The sequence below is a fragment of the Pseudomonas sp. D3-10 genome, from assembly GCF_051132175.1.
Taxonomy (GTDB): domain Bacteria; phylum Pseudomonadota; class Gammaproteobacteria; order Pseudomonadales; family Pseudomonadaceae; genus Aquipseudomonas.
Genome location: NZ_CP071668.1, coordinates 5130549 through 5152515, shown reverse-complemented (window position 1 = coordinate 5152515; position 21967 = coordinate 5130549). Strand labels below are relative to the sequence as shown.

15 protein-coding genes, 6 tRNA genes and 3 rRNA genes are annotated in these 21967 nt (G+C 54.8%); 22 read left to right on the top strand and 2 right to left on the bottom strand.

The window, feature by feature from the left end; translation table 11 throughout:
- Nucleotides 1-52: 52 nt before the first annotated feature.
- Nucleotides 53-403 (top strand): iron-sulfur cluster insertion protein ErpA, encoded by a 351-nt coding sequence (erpA, locus tag J3P90_RS23425; RefSeq protein ID WP_420764845.1) that lies wholly within the window; start codon nt 53-55, stop codon nt 401-403.
- Between the two features lie 66 nt (nt 404-469).
- Here the strand turns inward: erpA and J3P90_RS23420 are convergent, their stop codons facing one another.
- Both J3P90_RS23420 and J3P90_RS23415 read right to left on the bottom strand, forming a co-directional pair.
- Nucleotides 470-1561 (bottom strand): anhydro-N-acetylmuramic acid kinase, encoded by a 1092-nt coding sequence (locus J3P90_RS23420; RefSeq protein ID WP_434675456.1) that lies wholly within the window; start codon nt 1559-1561, stop codon nt 470-472.
- A 3-nt stretch (nt 1562-1564) separates the two neighbouring features.
- Nucleotides 1565-2971 carry a peptidoglycan DD-metalloendopeptidase family protein gene (locus J3P90_RS23415; protein WP_434675455.1) on the bottom strand — a complete coding sequence of 469 codons (1407 nt, stop codon included), beginning with the start codon at nt 2969-2971 and terminating at the stop codon, nt 1565-1567.
- A 212-nt stretch (nt 2972-3183) separates the two neighbouring features.
- Between J3P90_RS23415 and tyrS the strand changes: the two genes are divergently transcribed.
- From tyrS to rpoB, 21 genes are all read left to right on the top strand, one after another.
- On the top strand, nt 3184-4383 hold the full coding sequence (tyrS, locus tag J3P90_RS23410) for a tyrosine--tRNA ligase (protein WP_434609244.1): 1200 nt from the start codon (nt 3184-3186) through the stop codon (nt 4381-4383).
- A gap of 561 nt (nt 4384-4944) precedes the next feature.
- Nucleotides 4945-6483, top strand: a 16S ribosomal RNA gene (locus tag J3P90_RS23405).
- Between the two features lie 65 nt (nt 6484-6548).
- Nucleotides 6549-6625: transfer RNA gene (locus J3P90_RS23400), tRNA-Ile, on the top strand.
- A 27-nt stretch (nt 6626-6652) separates the two neighbouring features.
- Nucleotides 6653-6728, top strand: a tRNA-Ala gene (locus J3P90_RS23395).
- A 250-nt stretch (nt 6729-6978) separates the two neighbouring features.
- Nucleotides 6979-9870 (top strand): 23S ribosomal RNA (locus J3P90_RS23390).
- Nucleotides 9871-10024: 154 nt separating this feature from the next.
- A 5S ribosomal RNA gene (gene rrf / locus J3P90_RS23385) occupies nt 10025-10140 on the top strand.
- Together the 16S, 23S and 5S rRNA genes with 2 tRNA genes alongside form the textbook arrangement of a ribosomal RNA operon.
- A gap of 134 nt (nt 10141-10274) precedes the next feature.
- Nucleotides 10275-11231, top strand: coding sequence for a bifunctional biotin--[acetyl-CoA-carboxylase] ligase/biotin operon repressor BirA (birA, locus tag J3P90_RS23380; protein ID WP_434562036.1), 957 nt, complete (start codon nt 10275-10277; stop codon nt 11229-11231).
- Complete coding sequence (locus J3P90_RS23375) at nt 11221-11970, top strand: pantothenate kinase (RefSeq protein WP_434609247.1); 750 nt, start codon at nt 11221-11223, stop codon at nt 11968-11970. Before birA ends, J3P90_RS23375 begins: the two co-directional genes overlap by 11 nt.
- A gap of 7 nt (nt 11971-11977) precedes the next feature.
- Entirely contained in the window at nt 11978-12433 is a 456-nt protein-coding gene (locus J3P90_RS23370; RefSeq protein WP_434562040.1) for a hypothetical protein, read from the top strand.
- Between the two features lie 142 nt (nt 12434-12575).
- Nucleotides 12576-12660 (top strand) — tRNA-Tyr (locus J3P90_RS23365).
- Nucleotides 12661-12684: 24 nt separating this feature from the next.
- Nucleotides 12685-12758, top strand: a tRNA-Gly gene (locus tag J3P90_RS23360).
- Between the two features lie 26 nt (nt 12759-12784).
- Nucleotides 12785-12860, top strand: a tRNA-Thr gene (locus tag J3P90_RS23355).
- Nucleotides 12861-12944: 84 nt separating this feature from the next.
- On the top strand, nt 12945-14138 hold the full coding sequence (gene tuf / locus J3P90_RS23350; protein ID WP_339481469.1) for an elongation factor Tu: 1194 nt from the start codon (nt 12945-12947) through the stop codon (nt 14136-14138).
- Between the two features lie 53 nt (nt 14139-14191).
- Nucleotides 14192-14267: transfer RNA gene (locus J3P90_RS23345), tRNA-Trp, on the top strand.
- A gap of 45 nt (nt 14268-14312) precedes the next feature.
- The gene (gene secE / locus J3P90_RS23340; protein WP_024776457.1) at nt 14313-14681 is read left to right on the top strand and encodes a preprotein translocase subunit SecE; all 369 of its coding nucleotides are present in this window, start codon (nt 14313-14315) and stop codon (nt 14679-14681) included.
- A 9-nt stretch (nt 14682-14690) separates the two neighbouring features.
- Nucleotides 14691-15224, top strand: coding sequence for a transcription termination/antitermination protein NusG (gene nusG, locus J3P90_RS23335; RefSeq protein WP_010443972.1), 534 nt, complete (start codon nt 14691-14693; stop codon nt 15222-15224).
- Between the two features lie 117 nt (nt 15225-15341).
- On the top strand, nt 15342-15773 hold the full coding sequence (gene rplK, locus J3P90_RS23330) for a 50S ribosomal protein L11 (RefSeq protein ID WP_003176435.1): 432 nt from the start codon (nt 15342-15344) through the stop codon (nt 15771-15773).
- The gene (gene rplA, locus J3P90_RS23325) at nt 15773-16468 is read left to right on the top strand and encodes a 50S ribosomal protein L1 (protein WP_030138521.1); all 696 of its coding nucleotides are present in this window, start codon (nt 15773-15775) and stop codon (nt 16466-16468) included. The genes rplK and rplA overlap by 1 nt, the downstream gene beginning before the upstream one ends.
- Nucleotides 16469-16665: 197 nt before the next feature.
- Nucleotides 16666-17166, top strand: a complete 501-nt coding sequence (gene rplJ, locus J3P90_RS23320; RefSeq protein ID WP_003206099.1) for a 50S ribosomal protein L10 — start codon at nt 16666-16668, stop codon at nt 17164-17166.
- A gap of 78 nt (nt 17167-17244) precedes the next feature.
- Nucleotides 17245-17610, top strand: a complete 366-nt coding sequence (rplL, locus tag J3P90_RS23315) for a 50S ribosomal protein L7/L12 (protein ID WP_007970414.1) — start codon at nt 17245-17247, stop codon at nt 17608-17610.
- Nucleotides 17611-17830: 220 nt separating this feature from the next.
- Nucleotides 17831-21904: a DNA-directed RNA polymerase subunit beta gene (gene rpoB, locus J3P90_RS23310; RefSeq protein WP_420767524.1), complete on the top strand. Its 4074-nt coding sequence runs from the start codon at nt 17831-17833 to the stop codon at nt 21902-21904.
- Nucleotides 21905-21967: the final 63 nt, after the last annotated feature.

The following is a 21967-nucleotide window of genomic DNA, read 5'->3' as shown; positions in this document are numbered from 1 at the left end:
TAATGCCCGCCATCACGCATTATGGCGGCGTAAGCGCCGGGAGATATTCAGCATGAGCGTCGAAACCTTCACCCCCACGGCTTTGCAATTCACCCAAGGTGCCGCGCACAAGGTGAAGAGCCTGGTCGATGAAGAGGGCAATGATCGTTTGAAGCTGCGCGTATTTGTAACGGGCGGCGGTTGTTCAGGTTTCCAGTACGGCTTCACTTTTGATGAAGAAGTGGCTGAGGATGACACCATTGTCGAGCGCGAAGGCGTGAGCCTGGTGGTCGATCCGATGAGCTTCCAGTATCTGGCCGGGGCCGAGGTGGATTACCAGGAGGGCCTGGAAGGGTCGCGTTTCGTGATCAAGAATCCAAACGCTACCACTACTTGTGGCTGCGGCTCTTCATTCTCAATCTGATAGCTTCATAAAAAAACCGCGGGTGCCTTACGGCACTGCGGTTTTTTGTTGCCTGCAATTTTGACCTCAGGCCGGGTAGATAGCGCCGAGAACGCGCAGGCCGCGGGCGCCTGTGACGCTTGGGCGATTGCCTGGAATACTGCCAAGGCAGCAATGGGCAAGCCAGGCGAAGGCCATGGCTTCGACCCAATCCGGATCAACGCCGTAAACTGCAGTACTGTTGACGGTAGCATGCGGCAGCAAGTCAGCCAGGCGCTTCATGAGCGTGTGGTTGTGCGCGCCGCCGCCGCAGACCAACAACTCTTGGGTATTTGACTGGGCATGTTGCAGTGATTCAACAATCGTCAGGGCAGTGAGTTCGAGCAGCGTGGCCTGTACGTCTTGCGGGGCGATGCCTGGCAGCTGCGACAGATGCCGGGTCAGCCAAGGCAAGTTGAAGACTTCACGCCCAGTGCTTTTCGGCCCCTTGGTGACGAAGAACGGGTCGCTGAGCAGGGTCTTCAGCAGGACTGGTTCGACTTTCCCGCTGGCGGCCCATTGGCCATCGCGATCGAAGTGCTCGCCTCGTTGTTGAAGTATCCAGGCATCGAGCAATACGTTCCCCGGACCGCAGTCGAAACCGGCTACGGGTTTCGCGGGCTCTATCAGGCTGAGATTGCTGAAGCCGCCGACGTTCAGAACGGCGCGATTACCGACTCGTTCTTCAAACAGCGCCTCGTGAAACGCAGGAACGAGTGGGGCGCCTTGTCCGCCAGCAGCCACATCACGGCTGCGGAAATCGCTAACGACGGTGATGCCGGTCAACTCAGTCAGCAATGCTGGATTGCCGATCTGCACGGTAAATCCACGGGCCGGCTCATGGCGAATGGTCTGGCCATGGCTGCCAATTGCCGTGATGTCCGCCGGCTTGAGTTTCTGTTCGTTGAGTAAGGCGTGTATGCCCTGTGCGGCCAGCTTTACCCAGTTTTGCTGGGCAATCGCCGAGCGAGCAATCTCGTCGGGCCCGCTGGTGCACAATTCGAGCAGCTCGGTGCGCAGGGCGGTGGGCATGGGGATGTAGTGGGTGGCGATCAATTTGATCGCCGGGTCCAGTTCGACCAGTGCGATATCCAAGCCATCCAGGCTGGTCCCGGACATCACACCGATATAAAGCGCCATGACTTAGCGCTTGCTCGAGGCTAGCATCGTGGCTTTCTCTTGATCCATGCGAGCCATCAAGGGTTGGCTCTGAGCCAGGAAGCGCGTGCGCTCGGCCTTGGCAATCGGATCGGCCATCGGCAATTTCTGGCCAAGCGGGTCGACGTGGACGCCGTTGACCTGGAACTCATAATGCAAGTGCGGGCCGGTGGACAGGCCGGTGGTACCAATATAGCCGATGACTTGGCCTTGCTTGACGGTGCCGCCCGTCTTCACGCCTTTGGCAAAGCCCTGCATGTGACCATACAGCGTGCGATAGGTATTGCCGTGCTGGATGATCACCGTATTGCCATACCCGCCGCGACGTCCGGCCAGCAGTACCTTGCCATCACCGGCAGCCTTGATTGGCGTACCGCGAGGAGCGGCGTAATCGACACCTTTGTGGGCGCGGATCTTGTTCAGGATCGGATGCTTGCGACCGGCGGAAAACTTCGAGCTGATGCGGGCGAAATCAACCGGTGTGCGGATGAATGCCTTGCGCATGCTGTTGCCGTCGGCGGTGTAGTAACTGCTATTGCCTTGTTTGTTGGTGTAGCGCACCGCGGTGTAGGTTTTTCCACGGTTGGTGAAGCGCGCGGAAAGAATCGGGCCGTTGCCGACGCTCTTCCCATTAACCATCTTCTGTTCATAGATGACGTCAAATTCGTCACCCTGGCGAATGTCCTGGGCAAAGTCGATGTCGTAGCCAAACACATTGGCCATGTCCATGGTCAGACTATGGGAAAGGCCGGCGCGCGCTGCCGACTGAGACAACGAACTGCTGATGACGCCATGAACGTAGGCTGAGCGAACGGTAGGTTTGGCGGTGACGCGGTTGAACACATAACCCTTGTCGTTCTTGGTCAGGGTGATGCTTTCCAGATCGCTCAGCTTGGTGTGCAGGTTGGTCAGTTGGCCTTCTGGATCGAGTTCGAATTCCAGCTTCTGGCCGCGTTGCAGTTGGGCGAATTGTTTGGCTTGCTTGTCGCTGGCCAGGATTTCATGGACGGCAGTCGGGGGCAGGCCGACCTTTTCAAAAAGGGTAGAGAGCGTGTCGCCTTTCGCAACGATCACTTCGCGATGGTCCGGTCCTTTCTGTTCTTCTGCGACAGGTGCTGCAGCCTGGGCAGTATCTTCCGGGCTGTTTTCAATCTGCGCAAAAGGAGAGGCGGCCGGTTCGTTTGTGGCCTGAACGGCTTCGGCGGCGTCTTGTTCTTGTGTCAGTTGTTCAGCAGGGCTTTCCAGTTCGAGACTCAAAGTCGTCTTTTTGGCTTCAACATCGCTGGAGGGAAACACCAGGAGCGCCAGGCTAAGGAGGGCTGCGATGCCACTTGCAGCAAGCAGGTGGGTCTTCGGGTAAAGCGGCGGCGCTTTAGACGGTTCTGAGGTCATAAGTAATTTTGACTTTTAAAAAATGAATTGGAAAAGATGAATGACATGATGAAGATGAAATAACTGTATAAAATATAACCAAAACCCCTGCGAAGCAAGCCCGCGAGCCTTCTGTTCTGTTGGATGGGCTTCCTCATGCCCGGCAAACCTTGTATTTGGTGCGCGATCTTGTATGGTTGGGGCCCTTTGAATCTGAGCCTTACGGGTCTGTTATGAAGTCGGTTGAAGAGCAGCTAGCGCTGATCAAACGTGGTGCGGAAGAACTGTTGGTCGAGTCCGAGCTGATCGAAAAGCTCAAGCGCGGGCAGCCGCTGCGCATCAAGGCTGGTTTCGATCCGACCGCGCCTGACCTGCACCTTGGCCATACCGTGCTTATCAATAAGCTGCGCCAGTTCCAGGACCTTGGGCACCAGGTCATCTTTCTTATAGGTGACTTCACCGGGATGATCGGTGATCCGAGCGGGAAGAGCGCGACACGCCCACCGTTGACCCGTGAGCAGGTTCTCGACAACGCGGAAACCTACAAGACTCAGGTTTTCAAGATTCTTGACCCCGCCAAGACTGAAGTGGCTTTCAACTCTACTTGGATGGATCAGATGGGGCCGGCTGATTTCATTCGCCTGACTTCCCAATACACTGTCGCTCGCATGCTCGAGCGTGATGATTTCGACAAGCGCTACACAACCAACCAGCCAATCGCCATTCATGAGTTTCTCTACCCGCTCGTACAGGGTTACGACTCGGTCGCGTTGCGCGCGGACGTTGAGCTTGGCGGAACCGACCAGAAGTTCAATCTGCTGATGGGGCGTGAGCTGCAGCGCGGTTATGGCCAAGAGGCTCAGTGCATCCTGACCATGCCTTTGCTGGAAGGGCTCGATGGCGTGAAGAAGATGTCCAAGTCCCTGGGCAACTACGTCGGCATCCAGGAAGCGCCAGGCGTCATGTATGGCAAATTGGTCTCTATTCCTGATGTTCTGATGTGGCGTTATTTCGAGCTGTTGAGTTTCCGGTCCATGGACGAGATCAATGGGTTCCGTGCGGATGTGGAGGCTGGGGCGAATCCGCGTGACATCAAGATCAAGTTGGCCGAGGAAATCGTTGCGCGTTTCCATGGTGAGGAGGCTGCGGCCAATGCTCATCGTGCAGCAGGTAATCGAATGAAAGATGGTGAGTTGCCGGATGATTTGCCTGAGGTCGAGTTGATCGCCGCTGAGGATATGCCAATCGCTGCGGTGCTTAATAAGGCAGGTTTGGTCAAGAATGCCGCAATGGCGCGGGACCTCCTGGGTTCGGGAGGTGTGCGTATAGATGGTGAGGTGGTGGATCGCACCTACATATATAAGCTGGGTTCTACCCATGTGTGCCAGGCCGGCAAGAAGGCTTTCGCACGTATTACGCTGAAATCTACGTAAAGCTGAAAATAACGGTTGACGGCAAATTCTGGATGTCTATAATTCGCCCCACTTCCGGCGCAGTCGAAACGGAAAACTCCTTGAGTTTCAATGAGTTAACCGAGTTTCGATAAGTGCGTCGCTTCAGTTCATCGAGGCGCGGAAGGAGTGGGTAGGCCGGTTTGTTGGGCGCTATCGACGGTTCGATCTTCTCGGTCGAAAGCGGTAAAAAAGAGGTGTTGACAGCAGCGAGTAACGCTGTAGAATTCGCCTCCCGCTAACGAGAGATCGAAAGCGCAAGTGGTTGAAGTTGTTAAGGATTTCCAAGCGAAACTTTGAAAACTTCTTAAAATAACCGCTTGACAGATACACGGGGCGCTGTAGAATGCGCGCCTCGGTTGAGACGAAAGGCTCAACCCACCGCTCTTTAACAACTGAATCAAGCAATTCGTGTGGGTGCTTGTGGGGTCAGACTGCTAGTCAACAGATTATCAGCATCACAAGTTACTCCGCGAGAAATCAAAGATGTAACCAACGATTGCTGAGCCAAGTTTAGGGTTTTCTCAAAACCCAAAGATGTTTGAACTGAAGAGTTTGATCATGGCTCAGATTGAACGCTGGCGGCAGGCCTAACACATGCAAGTCGAGCGGCAGCACGGGTACTTGTACCTGGTGGCGAGCGGCGGACGGGTGAGTAATGCCTAGGAATCTGCCTGGTAGTGGGGGATAACGCTCGGAAACGGACGCTAATACCGCATACGTCCTACGGGAGAAAGCAGGGGACCTTCGGGCCTTGCGCTATCAGATGAGCCTAGGTCGGATTAGCTAGTTGGTGAGGTAATGGCTCACCAAGGCGACGATCCGTAACTGGTCTGAGAGGATGATCAGTCACACTGGAACTGAGACACGGTCCAGACTCCTACGGGAGGCAGCAGTGGGGAATATTGGACAATGGGCGAAAGCCTGATCCAGCCATGCCGCGTGTGTGAAGAAGGTCTTCGGATTGTAAAGCACTTTAAGTTGGGAGGAAGGGCATTAACCTAATACGTTAGTGTTTTGACGTTACCGACAGAATAAGCACCGGCTAACTCTGTGCCAGCAGCCGCGGTAATACAGAGGGTGCAAGCGTTAATCGGAATTACTGGGCGTAAAGCGCGCGTAGGTGGTTCGTTAAGTTGGATGTGAAATCCCCGGGCTCAACCTGGGAACTGCATTCAAAACTGTCGAGCTAGAGTATGGTAGAGGGTGGTGGAATTTCCTGTGTAGCGGTGAAATGCGTAGATATAGGAAGGAACACCAGTGGCGAAGGCGACCACCTGGACTGATACTGACACTGAGGTGCGAAAGCGTGGGGAGCAAACAGGATTAGATACCCTGGTAGTCCACGCCGTAAACGATGTCAACTAGCCGTTGGGAGCCTTGAGCTCTTAGTGGCGCAGCTAACGCATTAAGTTGACCGCCTGGGGAGTACGGCCGCAAGGTTAAAACTCAAATGAATTGACGGGGGCCCGCACAAGCGGTGGAGCATGTGGTTTAATTCGAAGCAACGCGAAGAACCTTACCAGGCCTTGACATCCAATGAACTTTCCAGAGATGGATTGGTGCCTTCGGGAGCATTGAGACAGGTGCTGCATGGCTGTCGTCAGCTCGTGTCGTGAGATGTTGGGTTAAGTCCCGTAACGAGCGCAACCCTTGTCCTTAGTTACCAGCACGTTATGGTGGGCACTCTAAGGAGACTGCCGGTGACAAACCGGAGGAAGGTGGGGATGACGTCAAGTCATCATGGCCCTTACGGCCTGGGCTACACACGTGCTACAATGGTCGGTACAGAGGGTTGCCAAGCCGCGAGGTGGAGCTAATCCCACAAAACCGATCGTAGTCCGGATCGCAGTCTGCAACTCGACTGCGTGAAGTCGGAATCGCTAGTAATCGCGAATCAGAATGTCGCGGTGAATACGTTCCCGGGCCTTGTACACACCGCCCGTCACACCATGGGAGTGGGTTGCACCAGAAGTAGCTAGTCTAACCTTCGGGAGGACGGTTACCACGGTGTGATTCATGACTGGGGTGAAGTCGTAACAAGGTAGCCGTAGGGGAACCTGCGGCTGGATCACCTCCTTAATCGACGACAGCAGCGGCTCCATGAGCTCCCACACGAATTGCTTGATTCATTGAAGAAGACGATTGGGTCTGTAGCTCAGTTGGTTAGAGCGCACCCCTGATAAGGGTGAGGTCGGCAGTTCGAATCTGCCCAGACCCACCAATTTCATGGTGTACCCTGTAGCGATACGGGGCCATAGCTCAGCTGGGAGAGCGCCTGCCTTGCACGCAGGAGGTCAGCGGTTCGATCCCGCTTGGCTCCACCATTACAGATTGGTTCCAACGTTTAAAGCTTAGAAATGAGCATTCCATCCGCGGGATGATGAATGTTGATTTCTAGTCTTTTGATTAGATCGTTCTTTAAAAATTTGGGTATGTGATAGAAAGATAGACTGAACGTTACTTTCACTGGTAACGGATCAGGCTAAGGTAAAATTTGTGAGTGGCTCTTAGAGCCAGATCGAATTTTCGGCGAATGTCGTCTTCACAGTATAACCAGATTGCTTGGGGTTATATGGTCAAGTGAAGAAGCGCATACGGTGGATGCCTTGGCAGTCAGAGGCGATGAAAGACGTGGTAGCCTGCGAAAAGCTTCGGGGAGTCGGCAAACAGACTGTGATCCGGAGATGTCTGAATGGGGGAACCCAGCCATCATAAGATGGTTATCTTGTACTGAATACATAGGTGCAAGAAGCGAACCAGGGGAACTGAAACATCTAAGTACCCTGAGGAAAAGAAATCAACCGAGATTCCCTTAGTAGTGGCGAGCGAACGGGGACTAGCCCTTAAGCTTCTTTGATTTTAGCGGAACGCTCTGGAAAGTGCGGCCATAGTGGGTGATAGCCCTGTACGCGAAAGGATCTTAGAAGTGAAATCGAGTAGGACGGAGCACGAGAAACTTTGTCTGAATATGGGGGGACCATCCTCCAAGGCTAAATACTACTGACTGACCGATAGTGAACTAGTACCGTGAGGGAAAGGCGAAAAGAACCCCGGAGAGGGGAGTGAAATAGATCCTGAAACCGTATGCGTACAAGCAGTGGGAGCCCACTTTGTTGGGTGACTGCGTACCTTTTGTATAATGGGTCAGCGACTTATTTTCAGTGGCGAGCTTAACCGAATAGGGGAGGCGTAGCGAAAGCGAGTCTTAATAGGGCGTCTAGTCGCTGGGAATAGACCCGAAACCGGGCGATCTATCCATGGGCAGGTTGAAGGTTAGGTAACACTGACTGGAGGACCGAACCGACTACCGTTGAAAAGTTAGCGGATGACCTGTGGATCGGAGTGAAAGGCTAATCAAGCTCGGAGATAGCTGGTTCTCCTCGAAAGCTATTTAGGTAGCGCCTCATGTATCACTGTAGGGGGTAGAGCACTGTTTCGGCTAGGGGGTCATCCCGACTTACCAAACCGATGCAAACTCCGAATACCTACAAGTGCCGAGCATGGGAGACACACGGCGGGTGCTAACGTCCGTCGTGAAAAGGGAAACAACCCAGACCGTCAGCTAAGGTCCCAAAGTTATGGTTAAGTGGGAAACGATGTGGGAAGGCTTAGACAGCTAGGAGGTTGGCTTAGAAGCAGCCACCCTTTAAAGAAAGCGTAATAGCTCACTAGTCGAGTCGGCCTGCGCGGAAGATGTAACGGGGCTCAAACCATACACCGAAGCTACGGGTATCACGTAAGTGATGCGGTAGAGGAGCGTTCTGTAAGCCTGTGAAGGTGAGTTGAGAAGCTTGCTGGAGGTATCAGAAGTGCGAATGCTGACATGAGTAACGACAATGGGTGTGAAAAACACCCACGCCGAAAGACCAAGGTTTCCTGCGCAACGTTAATCGACGCAGGGTTAGTCGGTCCCTAAGGCGAGGCTGAAAAGCGTAGTCGATGGAAAACAGGTTAATATTCCTGTACTTCTGGTTATTGCGATGGAGGGACGGAGAAGGCTAGGCCAGCTTGGCGTTGGTTGTCCAAGTTTAAGGTGGTAGGCTGAGATCTTAGGTAAATCCGGGATCTCAAGGCCGAGAGCTGATGACGAGTTACCCTTTGGGTGACGAAGTGGTTGATGCCATGCTTCCAAGAAAAGCTTCTAAGCTTCAGGTAACCAGGAACCGTACCCCAAACCGACACAGGTGGTTGGGTAGAGAATACCAAGGCGCTTGAGAGAACTCGGGTGAAGGAACTAGGCAAAATGGCACCGTAACTTCGGGAGAAGGTGCGCCGGTGAGGGTGAAGCACTTGCTGCGTAAGCCCACGCCGGTCGAAGATACCAGGCCGCTGCGACTGTTTATTAAAAACACAGCACTCTGCAAACACGAAAGTGGACGTATAGGGTGTGACGCCTGCCCGGTGCCGGAAGGTTAATTGATGGGGTTAGCTAACGCGAAGCTCTTGATCGAAGCCCCGGTAAACGGCGGCCGTAACTATAACGGTCCTAAGGTAGCGAAATTCCTTGTCGGGTAAGTTCCGACCTGCACGAATGGCGTAACGATGGCGGCGCTGTCTCCACCCGAGACTCAGTGAAATTGAAATCGCTGTGAAGATGCAGTGTATCCGCGGCTAGACGGAAAGACCCCGTGAACCTTTACTATAGCTTTGCACTGGACTTTGAATTTGCTTGTGTAGGATAGGTGGGAGGCTTTGAAGCGTGGACGCCAGTCTGCGTGGAGCCATCCTTGAAATACCACCCTGGCAACTTTGAGGTTCTAACTCAGGTCCGTTATCCGGATCGAGGACAGTGTATGGTGGGTAGTTTGACTGGGGCGGTCTCCTCCTAAAGAGTAACGGAGGAGTACGAAGGTGCGCTCAGACCGGTCGGAAATCGGTCGTAGAGTATAAAGGCAAAAGCGCGCTTGACTGCGAGACAGACACGTCGAGCAGGTACGAAAGTAGGTCTTAGTGATCCGGTGGTTCTGTATGGAAGGGCCATCGCTCAACGGATAAAAGGTACTCCGGGGATAACAGGCTGATACCGCCCAAGAGTTCATATCGACGGCGGTGTTTGGCACCTCGATGTCGGCTCATCACATCCTGGGGCTGAAGCCGGTCCCAAGGGTATGGCTGTTCGCCATTTAAAGTGGTACGCGAGCTGGGTTTAGAACGTCGTGAGACAGTTCGGTCCCTATCTGCCGTGGACGTTTGAGATTTGAGAGGGGCTGCTCCTAGTACGAGAGGACCGGAGTGGACGAACCTCTGGTGTTCCGGTTGTCACGCCAGTGGCATTGCCGGGTAGCTATGTTCGGAAAAGATAACCGCTGAAAGCATCTAAGCGGGAAACTTGCCTCAAGATGAGATCTCACTGGAGCCTTGAGCTCCCTGAAGGGCCGTCGAAGACTACGACGTTGATAGGCAGGGTGTGTAAGCGCTGTGAGGCGTTGAGCTAACCTGTACTAATTGCCCGTGAGGCTTGACCATATAACACCCAAGCAATTTGTAGACTCGAAAGAGGCCAGATTGCGGTGTTGTGAAGACGAAACGAACCGAAAGTTCGAGATACTCACAAGCAACACGCTATCACATACCCATTCGCTGGAACGTGACCGTAAGGCACGCGCTGGCTACCGAATTTCTTGACGACCATAGAGCATTGGAACCACCTGATCCCATCCCGAACTCAGAAGTGAAACGATGCATCGCCGATGGTAGTGTGGGGTTTCCCCATGTGAGAGTAGGTCATCGTCAAGATTAAATTCCGAAACCCCTATCTGCTAATGCAGGTAGGGGTTTTGTTTTTGCGCTTGGTAAAGCCGTTTCGAGTTTCTATGCAACAGTCCTGTGCATGGCTATCATGCTGGCCTCGGTAATCAGGCGCGGTTCGTATGCTCACGTTGTTAAAACTTCTGAAGGATGGTCGTTTCCATTCAGGCCAGGCACTAGGTGCCGGGCTGGGCATCAGTCGCAGTGCTGTCTGGAAGCAATTGCAGCATCTGGAGGCCGAGTTGGGATTGTCTGTTCATAAAGTTAGAGGCAAGGGGTATCAGTTGGCTAGGCCGCTGTCACTTTTGGATGCTGCGAAAATCTGCGCGAAAGAAGGCCTTGAGTGGCCTGTCTATATCCATGACTCCATCGACTCTACTAATGCCGAAGCGTTGCGTTCCATAGAGCGCGGAGTGGATGCGCCATTCTTGGTCTTGGCTGAGCGGCAGCTCGCTGGGCGCGGTCGTCGTGGCCGTAAGTGGGTCAGTCCGTTCGCTGCCAATCTTTATTACAGTCTGGTCTTGCGCATTGATGGCGGTATGCGGCAAATCGAAGGGCTGAGTCTCGTCGTTGGGCTCGCTGTCATGCATGCGCTTCGTGATTTTGGAATCGCTGAGGCTGGGTTGAAATGGCCCAACGATGTGTTGGTGGGCAACAAAAAAATTGCCGGTATCTTGCTCGAATTAGTGGGTGATCCGGCGGACGTCTGTCATGTCGTCCTGGGTGTCGGGGTCAACGTGAATATGCAATCAACTGACGAGGTTGATCAGCAGTGGACGTCCATGAGCCTAGAGGCAGGCCGTGTATTTGATCGTAACGATCTTGTGGTCCATATGAGCGCGAAGCTTCAACAGTACCTCGAGTTGCATCATGCGTCGGGGTTTGCGGCGATCCAGCTGGAGTGGGAAAACTATCATTTATGGCAGGGCCGTGCCGTTTCGCTAATTGCGGGTGTGAACCAGATTGACGGCGTAGTGATGGGCATTGACCACCAGGGAGCGCTGCGTTTGAAGGTGGATGGTGTGGAAAAGAGCTTTAGCGGCGGTGAGCTCAGTTTGAGGTTGCGTGATGATTCTTGAGCTCGATTGCGGCAACAGTTTTATCAAATGGCGGGTTCTTTGCTCCGACGGTGTTACGCCTGTTGAAGGTGGTGTGGTCGGTTCCGATGATGATCTGCTCGCCAGCCTGAGCGATGCCCAGAGGTTTCAGCTAAAGAAATGCCGTCTGGTCAGCGTCAGGACGCCCGAGGAAACTGACTCGTTGGTCGCTTCCTTGACACAGACCTTCGGGGTGTCCGTGGTACGTGCCGTACCGGCTCGAGAAATGGCAGGCGTGACAAATGGTTACGAAGAGTACGATCGGTTAGGTCTTGATCGTTGGCTTGCCTTGCTTGGCGGTTTCCATCTCGCTTCCGGCGCTTGCCTGGTGCTCGATTTTGGCACGGCCGTTACAGCCGACTTCGTCGCGGCGGACGGTGAGCATCTAGGGGGGTTCATTTGTCCGGGCATGCCTTTGATGCGCAACCAGTTGCGTACCCATACTCGGCGAATTCGCTACGATGACACTGCTGCCGAGCGAGCGCACGAGACTCTTGCTCCGGGAAGGGCGACGGTCGAGGCGGTTGAGCGCGGTTGTATGCTGATGCTCAGAGGTTTCGTCCTGACCCAGCTTGAATTGGCGCGGCAATACTGGGGGCAGGATTTCGAGGTGTTTTTAACGGGAGGGGACGCCAGTCTGGTTGTTGGGGTTGTACCGCAAGCCAAGGTTGCGCCTGACCTGGTTTTTGTTGGCTTGGCGATGGCTTGTCCTTTGTCTTGAGGTTTCTATGCGGTGGCTGTTTCTGTTGTTACTGGTTCTGAATGGCTTCTACTATGTCTGGCATCAGCAGGAGGCCCCGCTGCGGGCCAAGGATGTAACGCCACTGAGCTTGTATCGCGGCTCGCAGCAGGATATTCATCTTCTGAGTGAAACGGCGGATTCGCTTGTCAGGCGTGATTTCGGCAAGTCCGGAGAGGTGCGCAAGAATTGTAATTATCTAGGCGGTTTTGCTCGTGCTGAGCTGGCCAGGCAGCTGGAGCAGCGATTGGTTTCGTTGGGCGTGATGGGGCGTACATCTGTGCTGAGCTCCGAAGGTGCACCTGAGGGCGGAGGATTTTGGGTCCAGGTTGTTCCTGAAAGCGCAGGAAAGGTTAATGAAGGGTTGGTTCAAAACCTTTCTAAAGAATTCAATGAGTTAAAACATAAAATAATGCCATGCGAAGGGGTTGCGCCTGCTGGGTAGTTTGCATAGAATGGCGCCCGCTTCGCAGTGAAGACCTTTAACGGTTATCAGTGCGGAGCGATGTCAACGCAGCTAACCTCAGGTTTTTAATGAGAAAATGCTTGACAGAAGGCTGGCATGATATAGAATGCCGGCTCGCTTAGGAGGGGTTCCCGAGCGGCCAAAGGGATCAGACTGTAAATCTGACGTCTACGACTTCGAAGGTTCGAATCCTTCCCCCTCCACCAGTTTTAGCGTGAGCTGCAAGCTCCGCGGGTATAGTTTAGTGGTAGAACCTCAGCCTTCCAAGCTGATGATGCGGGTTCGATTCCCGCTACCCGCTCCAAGTTTGCAGGTTGTGCAAAATGTTTTGCTCTTGTAGCTCAGTTGGTAGAGCACACCCTTGGTAAGGGTGAGGTCAGCGGTTCAAATCCGCTCAAGAGCTCCATATTACAAGGCAGATATGAAAATATCTGCCTTTGTTTTAATGGCTCGTGTGACTTGCTAAATTCTTCTCCTAGGGGTGATTTCGATGGCTAAGGAAAAGTTCGAACGTAATAAGCCGCACGTCAACGTTGGTACCATCGGTCACGTCGACCACGGTAAAACCACGCTGACCGCTGCTCTGACCCGTGTCTGCTCCGAAGTTTTCGGTTCGGCCAAGGTTGACTTCGACAAGATCGACAGCGCCCCGGAAGAGAAAGCTCGCGGTATCACCATCAACACCGCTCACGTTGAATACGATTCGTCCGTGCGTCACTACGCACACGTTGACTGCCCAGGTCACGCCGACTACGTAAAAAACATGATCACCGGTGCTGCCCAGATGGACGGCGCGATCCTGGTTTGCTCGGCCGCTGATGGTCCGATGCCACAAACCCGTGAGCACATCCTGCTGTCCCGTCAGGTAGGCGTTCCGTACATCGTTGTCTTCCTGAACAAGGCTGACATGGTTGACGACGCTGAGCTGCTGGAACTGGTTGAGATGGAAGTGCGCGACCTGCTGAGCACTTACGACTTCCCAGGTGATGACACTCCAATCATCATCGGTTCGGCTCTGATGGCTCTGAACGGCCAAGACGACAACGAAATGGGCACCACTGCTGTCAAGAAGCTGGTGGAAACTCTGGACAGCTACATCCCAGAGCCAGAGCGTGCTATCGACAAGCCGTTCCTGATGCCAATCGAAGACGTATTCTCGATCTCCGGTCGCGGTACTGTTGTGACTGGTCGTGTTGAGCGTGGCATCGTCCGTATCCAGGAAGAAGTTGAGATCGTCGGTCTGCGCGACACTCAGAAAACTACCTGCACCGGCGTTGAAATGTTCCGCAAGCTGCTCGACGAAGGTCGTGCTGGCGAGAACTGCGGCGTACTGCTGCGCGGCACCAAGCGTGACGACGTTGAGCGTGGCCAGGTTCTGGTCAAGCCAGGCACCGTCAAGCCGCACACCAAGTTCACCGCAGAAGTCTACGTTCTGAGCAAGGAAGAAGGCGGTCGTCACACTCCGTTCTTCAAAGGCTACCGTCCACAGTTCTACTTCCGTACAACTGACGTGACTGGTAACTGCGAGCTGCCAGAAGGCGTTGAAATGGTAATGCCAGGTGACAACATTCAGATGACTGTCACTCTGATCAAGACCATCGCAATGGAAGACGGCCTGCGTTTCGCTATCCGTGAAGGCGGTCGTACCGTCGGCGCTGGCGTCGTAGCCAAAGTCATCGAGTAAATAGTTGTAATGTCTTTTTCGGGCCGGCATAATGGTCGGCCTGATTTTGTTTTAGGTCAGTAGCTCAATTGGCAGAGCGACGGTCTCCAAAACCGTAGGTTGGGGGTTCGATTCCCTCCTGACCTGCCAGATTCACTCGGTGTGTCTGGCTTTCTTTTCACAGGATCTTCATAGATGACTCCTAAAGCTGAAGCTCAAGGCTCTCGCTTCGATCTGCTCAAGTGGCTAGTGGTAGTCGCTTTGGTGGTTGTTGGCGTTGTTGGCAATCAGTATTTTTCTGCTTCGCCGATCCTGTACCGTGTACTTGCATTGCTTGCCATTGCTGCTGTAGCTGCCTTTGTAGGCCTGCAGACAGCCAAGGGCAAGTCTTTCTTTGTACTCGCTAAGGAAGCTCGCACCGAGATTCGTAAAGTCGTATGGCCGACTCGCCAGGAAACCACGCAGACCACGTTGATCGTTGTGGCTGTTGTTTTGGTGATGGCGTTGCTGCTGTGGGGGCTCGATTCCCTGCTCGGTTGGCTTGTTTCCTTGATTGTTGGCTAAGGGTGTCCCGTGGCTAAGCGTTGGTACGTTGTGCATGCTTACTCGGGTTACGAGAAGCATGTTATGCGCTCGTTGATAGAGCGTGTGAAGCTGGCAGGCATGGAAGATGGCTTTGGCGAGATTCTGGTTCCCACTGAAGAAGTGGTTGAAATGCGTAATGGCCAGAAGCGCAAAAGTGAACGTAAGTTCTTTCCAGGCTATGTGCTGGTACAGATGGATATGAACGAAGGGACTTGGCACTTGGTCAAGGATACCCCTCGGGTGATGGGCTTTATTGGCGGTACCGCCGACAAGCCGGCGCCGATCACAGATAAAGAGGCGGAAGCGATTCTGCGTCGTGTCGCTGATGGTAGCGACAAGCCGAAGCCGAAGACATTGTTTGAGCCAGGTGAGGTTGTACGCGTCACCGACGGTCCATTCGCTGACTTCAATGGCACGGTTGAAGAGGTTAACTACGAAAAGAGCCGGATTCAGGTCGCGGTGCTCATTTTCGGTCGCTCTACTCCGGTAGAGTTGGAGTTCAGTCAGGTCGAAAAGGTCTGATTGGACAGGCATCCCAACCCCGCAGCCCAAGGCTGTGGGGTTTTGTCGTCACTGGGATAAACGCGCAAGCAACCGGGGAGCCTTTCGAGGCGTTCGAACCCGTAATTGGAGTGCCTCATGGCCAAGAAGATTACCGCTTACATCAAGCTGCAAGTGAAGGCCGCTCAGGCTAACCCAAGCCCACCTGTTGGTCCTGCACTGGGTCAGCACGGCGTGAACATCATGGAATTCTGCAAGGCTTTCAACGCCCGTACTCAGGGTCTTGAGCCAGGTCTGCCGACTCCAGTGATCATCACTGTCTACAGCGACCGCAGCTTCACTTTCGAAACAAAAAGCACCCCTGCTTCGGTTCTGCTGAAGAAGGCTGCAGGTTTGACCAGCGGTTCCGCTCGTCCAAACACCGTTAAGGTTGGCACCGTTACCCGTGCTCAGCTGGAAGAAATCGCGAAAACCAAAAACGCGGATCTGACTGCAGCTGATATGGATGCAGCCGTGCGTACTATCGCCGGTTCTGCTCGTAGCATGGGCCTTAACGTGGAGGGTGTGTAATGGCTAAGCTGACCAAGCGTCAAAAGGCTATCGCCGGCAAAATCGAAGCAGGCAAGGCCTACAACTTTGTAGACGCCGCCGCTCTGCTGGCCGAGCTGTCGACTGTCAAGTTCAGCGAGTCGTTCGACGTTGCTGTTAACCTGGGCGTTGACCCACGTAAATCCGACCAGGTCGTACGTAGCGCTACCGTGCTGCCACACGGCACTGGCAAGACTGTTCGTGTTGCCGTGTTCACCCAGGGCCCAGCAGCTGAAGCTGCTCTGGCCGCTGGTGCTGATCGCGTAGGCATGGACGATCTGGCTGCTGAAATGAAAGGCGGCGACCTGAACTATGACGTCGTGATCGCATCCCCGGATGCCATGCGCGTTGTAGGCCAGTTGGGTCAGATCCTCGGTCCACGTGGTCTGATGCCTAACCCTAAAGTCGGCACCGTAACCCCAGACGTAGCCACCGCGGTTAAAAACGCCAAGGCCGGTCAGGTTCGTTATCGCACCGACAAGAACGGCATCATTCACACTTCCGTTGGCAAAATCGGCTTCGACGCCGTCAAGCTGAAGGAAAACGTTGAAGCTCTGATCGCTGATCTGAAGCGCATCAAGCCAGCTTCTTCGAAAGGTATCTACGTCAAGCGCGTTACCCTGAGCACCACTATGGGCCCAGGTCTGATCATCGATCAGAGCTCGCTCGACGCGTAAGACAAAGGTTGGCGCAAGCGATTGCGCCAATCAAATATTGGGGTCCCTGCCTGGCGGGGGCTGTCCAAGACCGTAGGCGACGAAAGTCTTAAACCACAAGCCTACGCAGATGGTGCTCCCGGTTCCTTACCGAATCAGACACCAAAACGACATTCGGTTTCGATCGGATGAAACGGTAACAAGCAGGAGTTAAACCCGTGGCAATTAAACTCGAAGACAAGAAGGCCATCGTCGCTGAAGTCAACGAGGCTGCCAAAGCTGCTCTGTCCGCTGTCGTGGCTGATGCCCGTGGCGTAACAGTAGGCGCTATGACCGGACTCCGTAAAGAGGCTCGTGAAGCTGGCGTTTACGTACGTGTAGTACGTAACACCCTGCTCAAGCGCGCTGTTGCTGACACTGAATACAGTGTCCTCAACGACGTGTTCACCGGCCCGACCTTGATCGCGTTCTCCACCCAACATCCTGGCGCTGCTGCCCGTTTGTTCAAGGAATTCGCCAAAGGTCAGGACAAGTTCGAGATTAAGGCAGCTGCGTTCGAGGGCAAGTTCCTCGCAGCTAACCAGATCGACGTACTGGCAACTCTGCCGACCCGTGACGAAGCAATCTCCCAGCTGATGAGCGTGATTCAAGGCGCTACCAGCAAGTTGGCTCGTACTCTGGCGGCACTGCGCGACCAGAAAGAAGCTGCCGCAGCCTAAGGCTCGACACTCCTTTTCGCGTTTTTTGTTTATTTCGATGGTCGCGTAGGCCGTCCCCCAATCCAGGAATTTAGAGTCATGTCTATCTCTCAAAACGATATCCTCGAAGCCGTTGGCAACATGTCCGTAATGGAAGTTGTTGAGCTGATCAAAGCTTTCGAAGAAAAATTCGGTGTTACCGCTGCTGCTGCTTCCGCTGGTCCAGCTGTTGCCGCTGCCGTTGCTGAAGAGCAAACCGAATTCAACGTCATGCTGACCGAAGCTGGCGAGAAGAAAGTAAACGTGATCAAGGCAGTACGTGAACTGACCGGTCTGGGCCTGAAAGAAGCCAAGGCTGTAGTTGACGGCGCTCCTGCCATGGTTCTGGAAGCTGTTGCCAAAGACGCAGCTGACAAAGCCAAAGCAGCACTGGAAGAAGCAGGCGCTAAAGTCGAGCTGAAGTAAGCATCGACTTTGCGTCTCCAGCCCGAGCGTTAAGCGACAGGCTGATGGCTGGTGGCTCTTGCCACCGGCCTTTTTCCGTTATTGGCAGCCGACTGGGTCGGTGCTGATCGCGAGCTGTAACCACCCGATGTGGTGGCGCAAACCATGGGGTTTGCACGATTTTCTGGCTGCTCCCGTCGGGAGGGGCCAAACAAGCAGGTGACCAAGCTGGGGAACGCTGATGGCTTACTCATATACTGAGAAAAAACGTATCCGCAAGGACTTTAGCAAGTTGCCGGACGTCATGGATGTGCCGTACCTCCTGGCCATCCAGCTGGATTCGTATCGTGAATTCTTGCAAGCGGGAGCGACTAAAGATCAGTTCCGCGACGTGGGCCTGCATGCGGCCTTCAAATCCGTTTTCCCGATCATCAGCTACTCCGGCAATGCTGCGCTGGAGTACGTCGGTTATCGCCTGGGCGAACCGGCATTTGATGTCAAAGAATGCGTATTGCGCGGTGTTACTTACGCCGTACCTTTGCGGGTAAAAGTGCGCCTGATCATTTTCGACAAAGAATCGTCGAATAAAGCGATCAAGGACATCAAAGAGCAAGAAGTCTACATGGGTGAAATCCCCCTGATGACTGAGAACGGTACCTTCGTAATCAACGGTACCGAGCGTGTAATCGTTTCCCAGCTGCACCGTTCCCCGGGCGTGTTCTTTGACCACGACCGTGGTAAGACGCACAGTTCCGGCAAACTGCTCTACTCCGCGCGCATCATTCCTTACCGCGGTTCGTGGCTGGACTTCGAGTTCGACCCGAAAGACTGCGTATTCGTGCGTATTGACCGTCGTCGCAAGCTGCCTGCATCGGTACTGCTGCGCGCGCTCGGCTATACCACCGAAGAAGTGCTGGACGCGTTCTACACCACCAACGTCTTCCATGTGCAAGGTGAGAACCTGAGCCTGGAGTTGGTGCCTCAACGCCTGCGCGGTGAAATCGCGGTCCTGGATATCCAGGACGACAAGGGCAAGGTTATTGTCGAGCAAGGCCGTCGTATTACTGCTCGCCACATCAACCAGCTGGAAAAAGCCGGTATCAAAGAGCTGCAGGTGCCGATGGACTACGTCCTGGGTCGCACCACCGCCAAGGTCATCGTGCATCCAGCCACCGGCGAGATCATCGCTGAGTGCAATACCGAGCTCACCGTCGAGATCCTGGCGAAAATCGTCAAGGCTCAGGTCGTTCGTATCGAGACCCTGTACACCAACGACATCGACTGCGGTCCGTTCATCTCCGACACGCTGAAGATCGACTCCACTGGCAACCAGCTGGAAGCCTTGGTCGAGATCTATCGCATGATGCGTCCTGGCGAGCCGCCAACCAAGGATGCTGCCGAGACCCTGTTCAACAACCTGTTCTTCAGCCCTGAGCGCTATGACCTCTCCGCGGTCGGCCGGATGAAGTTCAACCGTCGTATCGGTCGTACCGAGATCGAAGGTTCGGGCGTGCTGAACAAGGATGACATCGTTGCGGTGCTCAAGACCTTGGTCGACATCCGTAACGGCAAAGGCATCGTCGATGACATCGACCACCTGGGTAACCGTCGCGTTCGCTGCGTAGGCGAAATGGCCGAAAACCAGTTCCGTGTTGGCCTGGTGCGCGTAGAGCGCGCGGTCAAGGAACGCCTGTCGATGGCTGAAAGCGAAGGCCTGATGCCGCAAGACCTGATCAACGCCAAGCCAGTGGCCGCGGCGGTGAAGGAATTCTTCGGCTCGAGCCAGCTGTCCCAGTTCATGGACCAGAACAACCCGCTGTCCGAGATCACCCACAAGCGTCGTGTTTCCGCACTCGGCCCAGGCGGTCTGACCCGTGAGCGTGCAGGCTTCGAAGTTCGTGACGTACACCCGACTCACTACGGTCGTGTATGCCCGATCGAAACGCCGGAAGGTCCGAACATCGGTCTGATCAACTCTTTGGCCGCCTATGCGCGCACCAACCAGTATGGCTTCCTCGAAAGCCCGTACCGTGTGGTGAAAGACGCCCTGGTCACCGACGAGATCGTGTTCCTGTCTGCCATCGAAGAGGCTGATCACGTGATCGCTCAGGCTTCGGCCACGATGAACGACAAGAAAGTCCTGACCGACGAGCTGGTAGCTGTTCGTCACTTGAACGAGTTCACCGTCAAGGCGCCGGAAGACGTCACCTTGATGGACGTATCGCCGAAGCAGGTAGTGTCGGTTGCAGCGTCGCTGATCCCGTTCCTCGAGCATGACGACGCCAACCGTGCGTTGATGGGTTCGAACATGCAGCGTCAGGCTGTACCGACCCTGCGTGCCGATAAGCCACTGGTAGGTACTGGCATGGAGCGCAACGTTGCGCGCGACTCCGGCGTTTGCGTCGTGGCTCGTCGTGGCGGTGTGATCGATTCCGTCGACGCCAGCCGTATCGTGGTTCGTGTTGCCGATGACGAAGTAGAGCCGGGCGAAGCCGGTGTCGACATCTACAACCTGACCAAGTACACCCGCTCCAACCAGAACACCTGCATCAACCAGCGTCCGCTGGTAAGCAAAGGTGATCGGGTTCAGCGCAGCGACATCATGGCCGACGGCCCGTCCACCGACATGGGTGAACTGGCGCTGGGTCAGAACATGCGCATCGCGTTCATGGCATGGAACGGCTTCAACTTCGAAGACTCCATCTGCCTGTCCGAGCGTGTGGTCCAGGAAGACCGCTTCACCACGATCCACATCCAGGAACTGACCTGTGTGGCTCGTGACACCAAGCTTGGCCCAGAGGAAATCACTGCGGACATCCCGAACGTGGGTGAAGCTGCACTGAACAAGCTGGACGAAGCCGGTATCGTTTATGTAGGTGCTGAAGTAGGCGCGGGCGACATCCTGGTCGGCAAGGTCACTCCGAAAGGCGAGACCCAACTGACTCCGGAAGAGAAGCTGCTGCGTGCGATCTTCGGTGAAAAAGCCAGCGACGTGAAAGACACCTCCCTGCGCGTGCCTACCGGCACCAAGGGTACCGTCATCGACGTACAGGTCTTCACCCGCGACGGCGTTGAGCGTGACGCTCGCGCACTGTCGATCGAGAAGACTCAGCTCGACGAGATCCGCAAGGACCTGAATGAAGAGTTCCGTATCGTCGAAGGCGCGACTTTCGAACGTCTGCGCTCCGCCCTGGTCGGCCACAAAGCCGAAGGCGGCGCCGGCCTGAAGAAAGGTCAGGAGATCACCGACGAAGTCCTCGACGGTCTTGAGCATGGCCAGTGGTTCAAGCTGCGCATGGCTGAAGATGCTCTGAACGAGCAGCTCGAGAAGGCCCAGGCCTATATCGTTGATCGCCGCCGTCTGCTGGACGACAAGTTCGAAGACAAGAAGCGCAAACTGCAGCAGGGCGATGACCTGGCTCCAGGCGTGCTGAAAATCGTCAAGGTTTACCTGGCAATCCGTCGTCGCATCCAGCCGGGCGACAAGATGGCCGGTCGTCACGGTAACAAGGGTGTGGTCTCCGTGATCATGCCGGTTGAAGACATGCCGCACGATGCCAATGGCACCCCGGTCGATGTGGTTCTCAACCCGTTGGGCGTACCTTCGCGTATGAACGTTGGTCAGATTCTCGAAACTCACCTGGGCCTCGCGGCCAAAGGGTTGGGCGAGAAGATCAACCGCATGATCGAAGAGCAGCGCAAGGTCGCTGATCTGCGTAAGTTCCTGCACGAGATCTACAACGAGATCGGCGGGCGCAACGAAGAGCTGGACACCTTCTCCGACCAGGAAATCCTGGACTTGGCGAAGAACCTGCGCGGCGGCGTTCCAATGGCTACCCCGGTGTTCGACGGTGCCAAGGAAAGCGAAATCAAGGCCATGCTGAAACTGGCGGACCTGCCAGAAAGCGGCCAGATGCAGCTGTTCGATGGTCGTACCGGCAACAAGTTCGAGCGTCCGGTTACCGTTGGCTACATGTACATGCTGAAGCTGAACCACTTGGTAGACGACAAGATGCACGCTCGTTCTACCGGTTCTTACAGCCTGGTTACCCAGCAGCCGCTGGGTGGTAAGGCGCAGTTCGGTGGTCAGCGTTTCGGGGAGATGGAGGTCTGGGCACTGGAAGCATACGGTGCTGCATACACTCTGCAAGAAATGCTCACAGTGAAGTCGGACGATGTGAACGGCCGGACCAAGATGTACAAAAACATCGTGGACGGCGATCACCGTATGGAGCCGGGCATGCCCGAGTCCTTCAACGTGTTGATCAAGGAAATTCGTTCCCTCGGCATCGATATCGATCTGGAAACCGAATAACACGTGACGCGAATCGAGAGCGGGGCTGTTTTGCCCGCTCTCTGCTCCGCCAGGAGGAAAGGC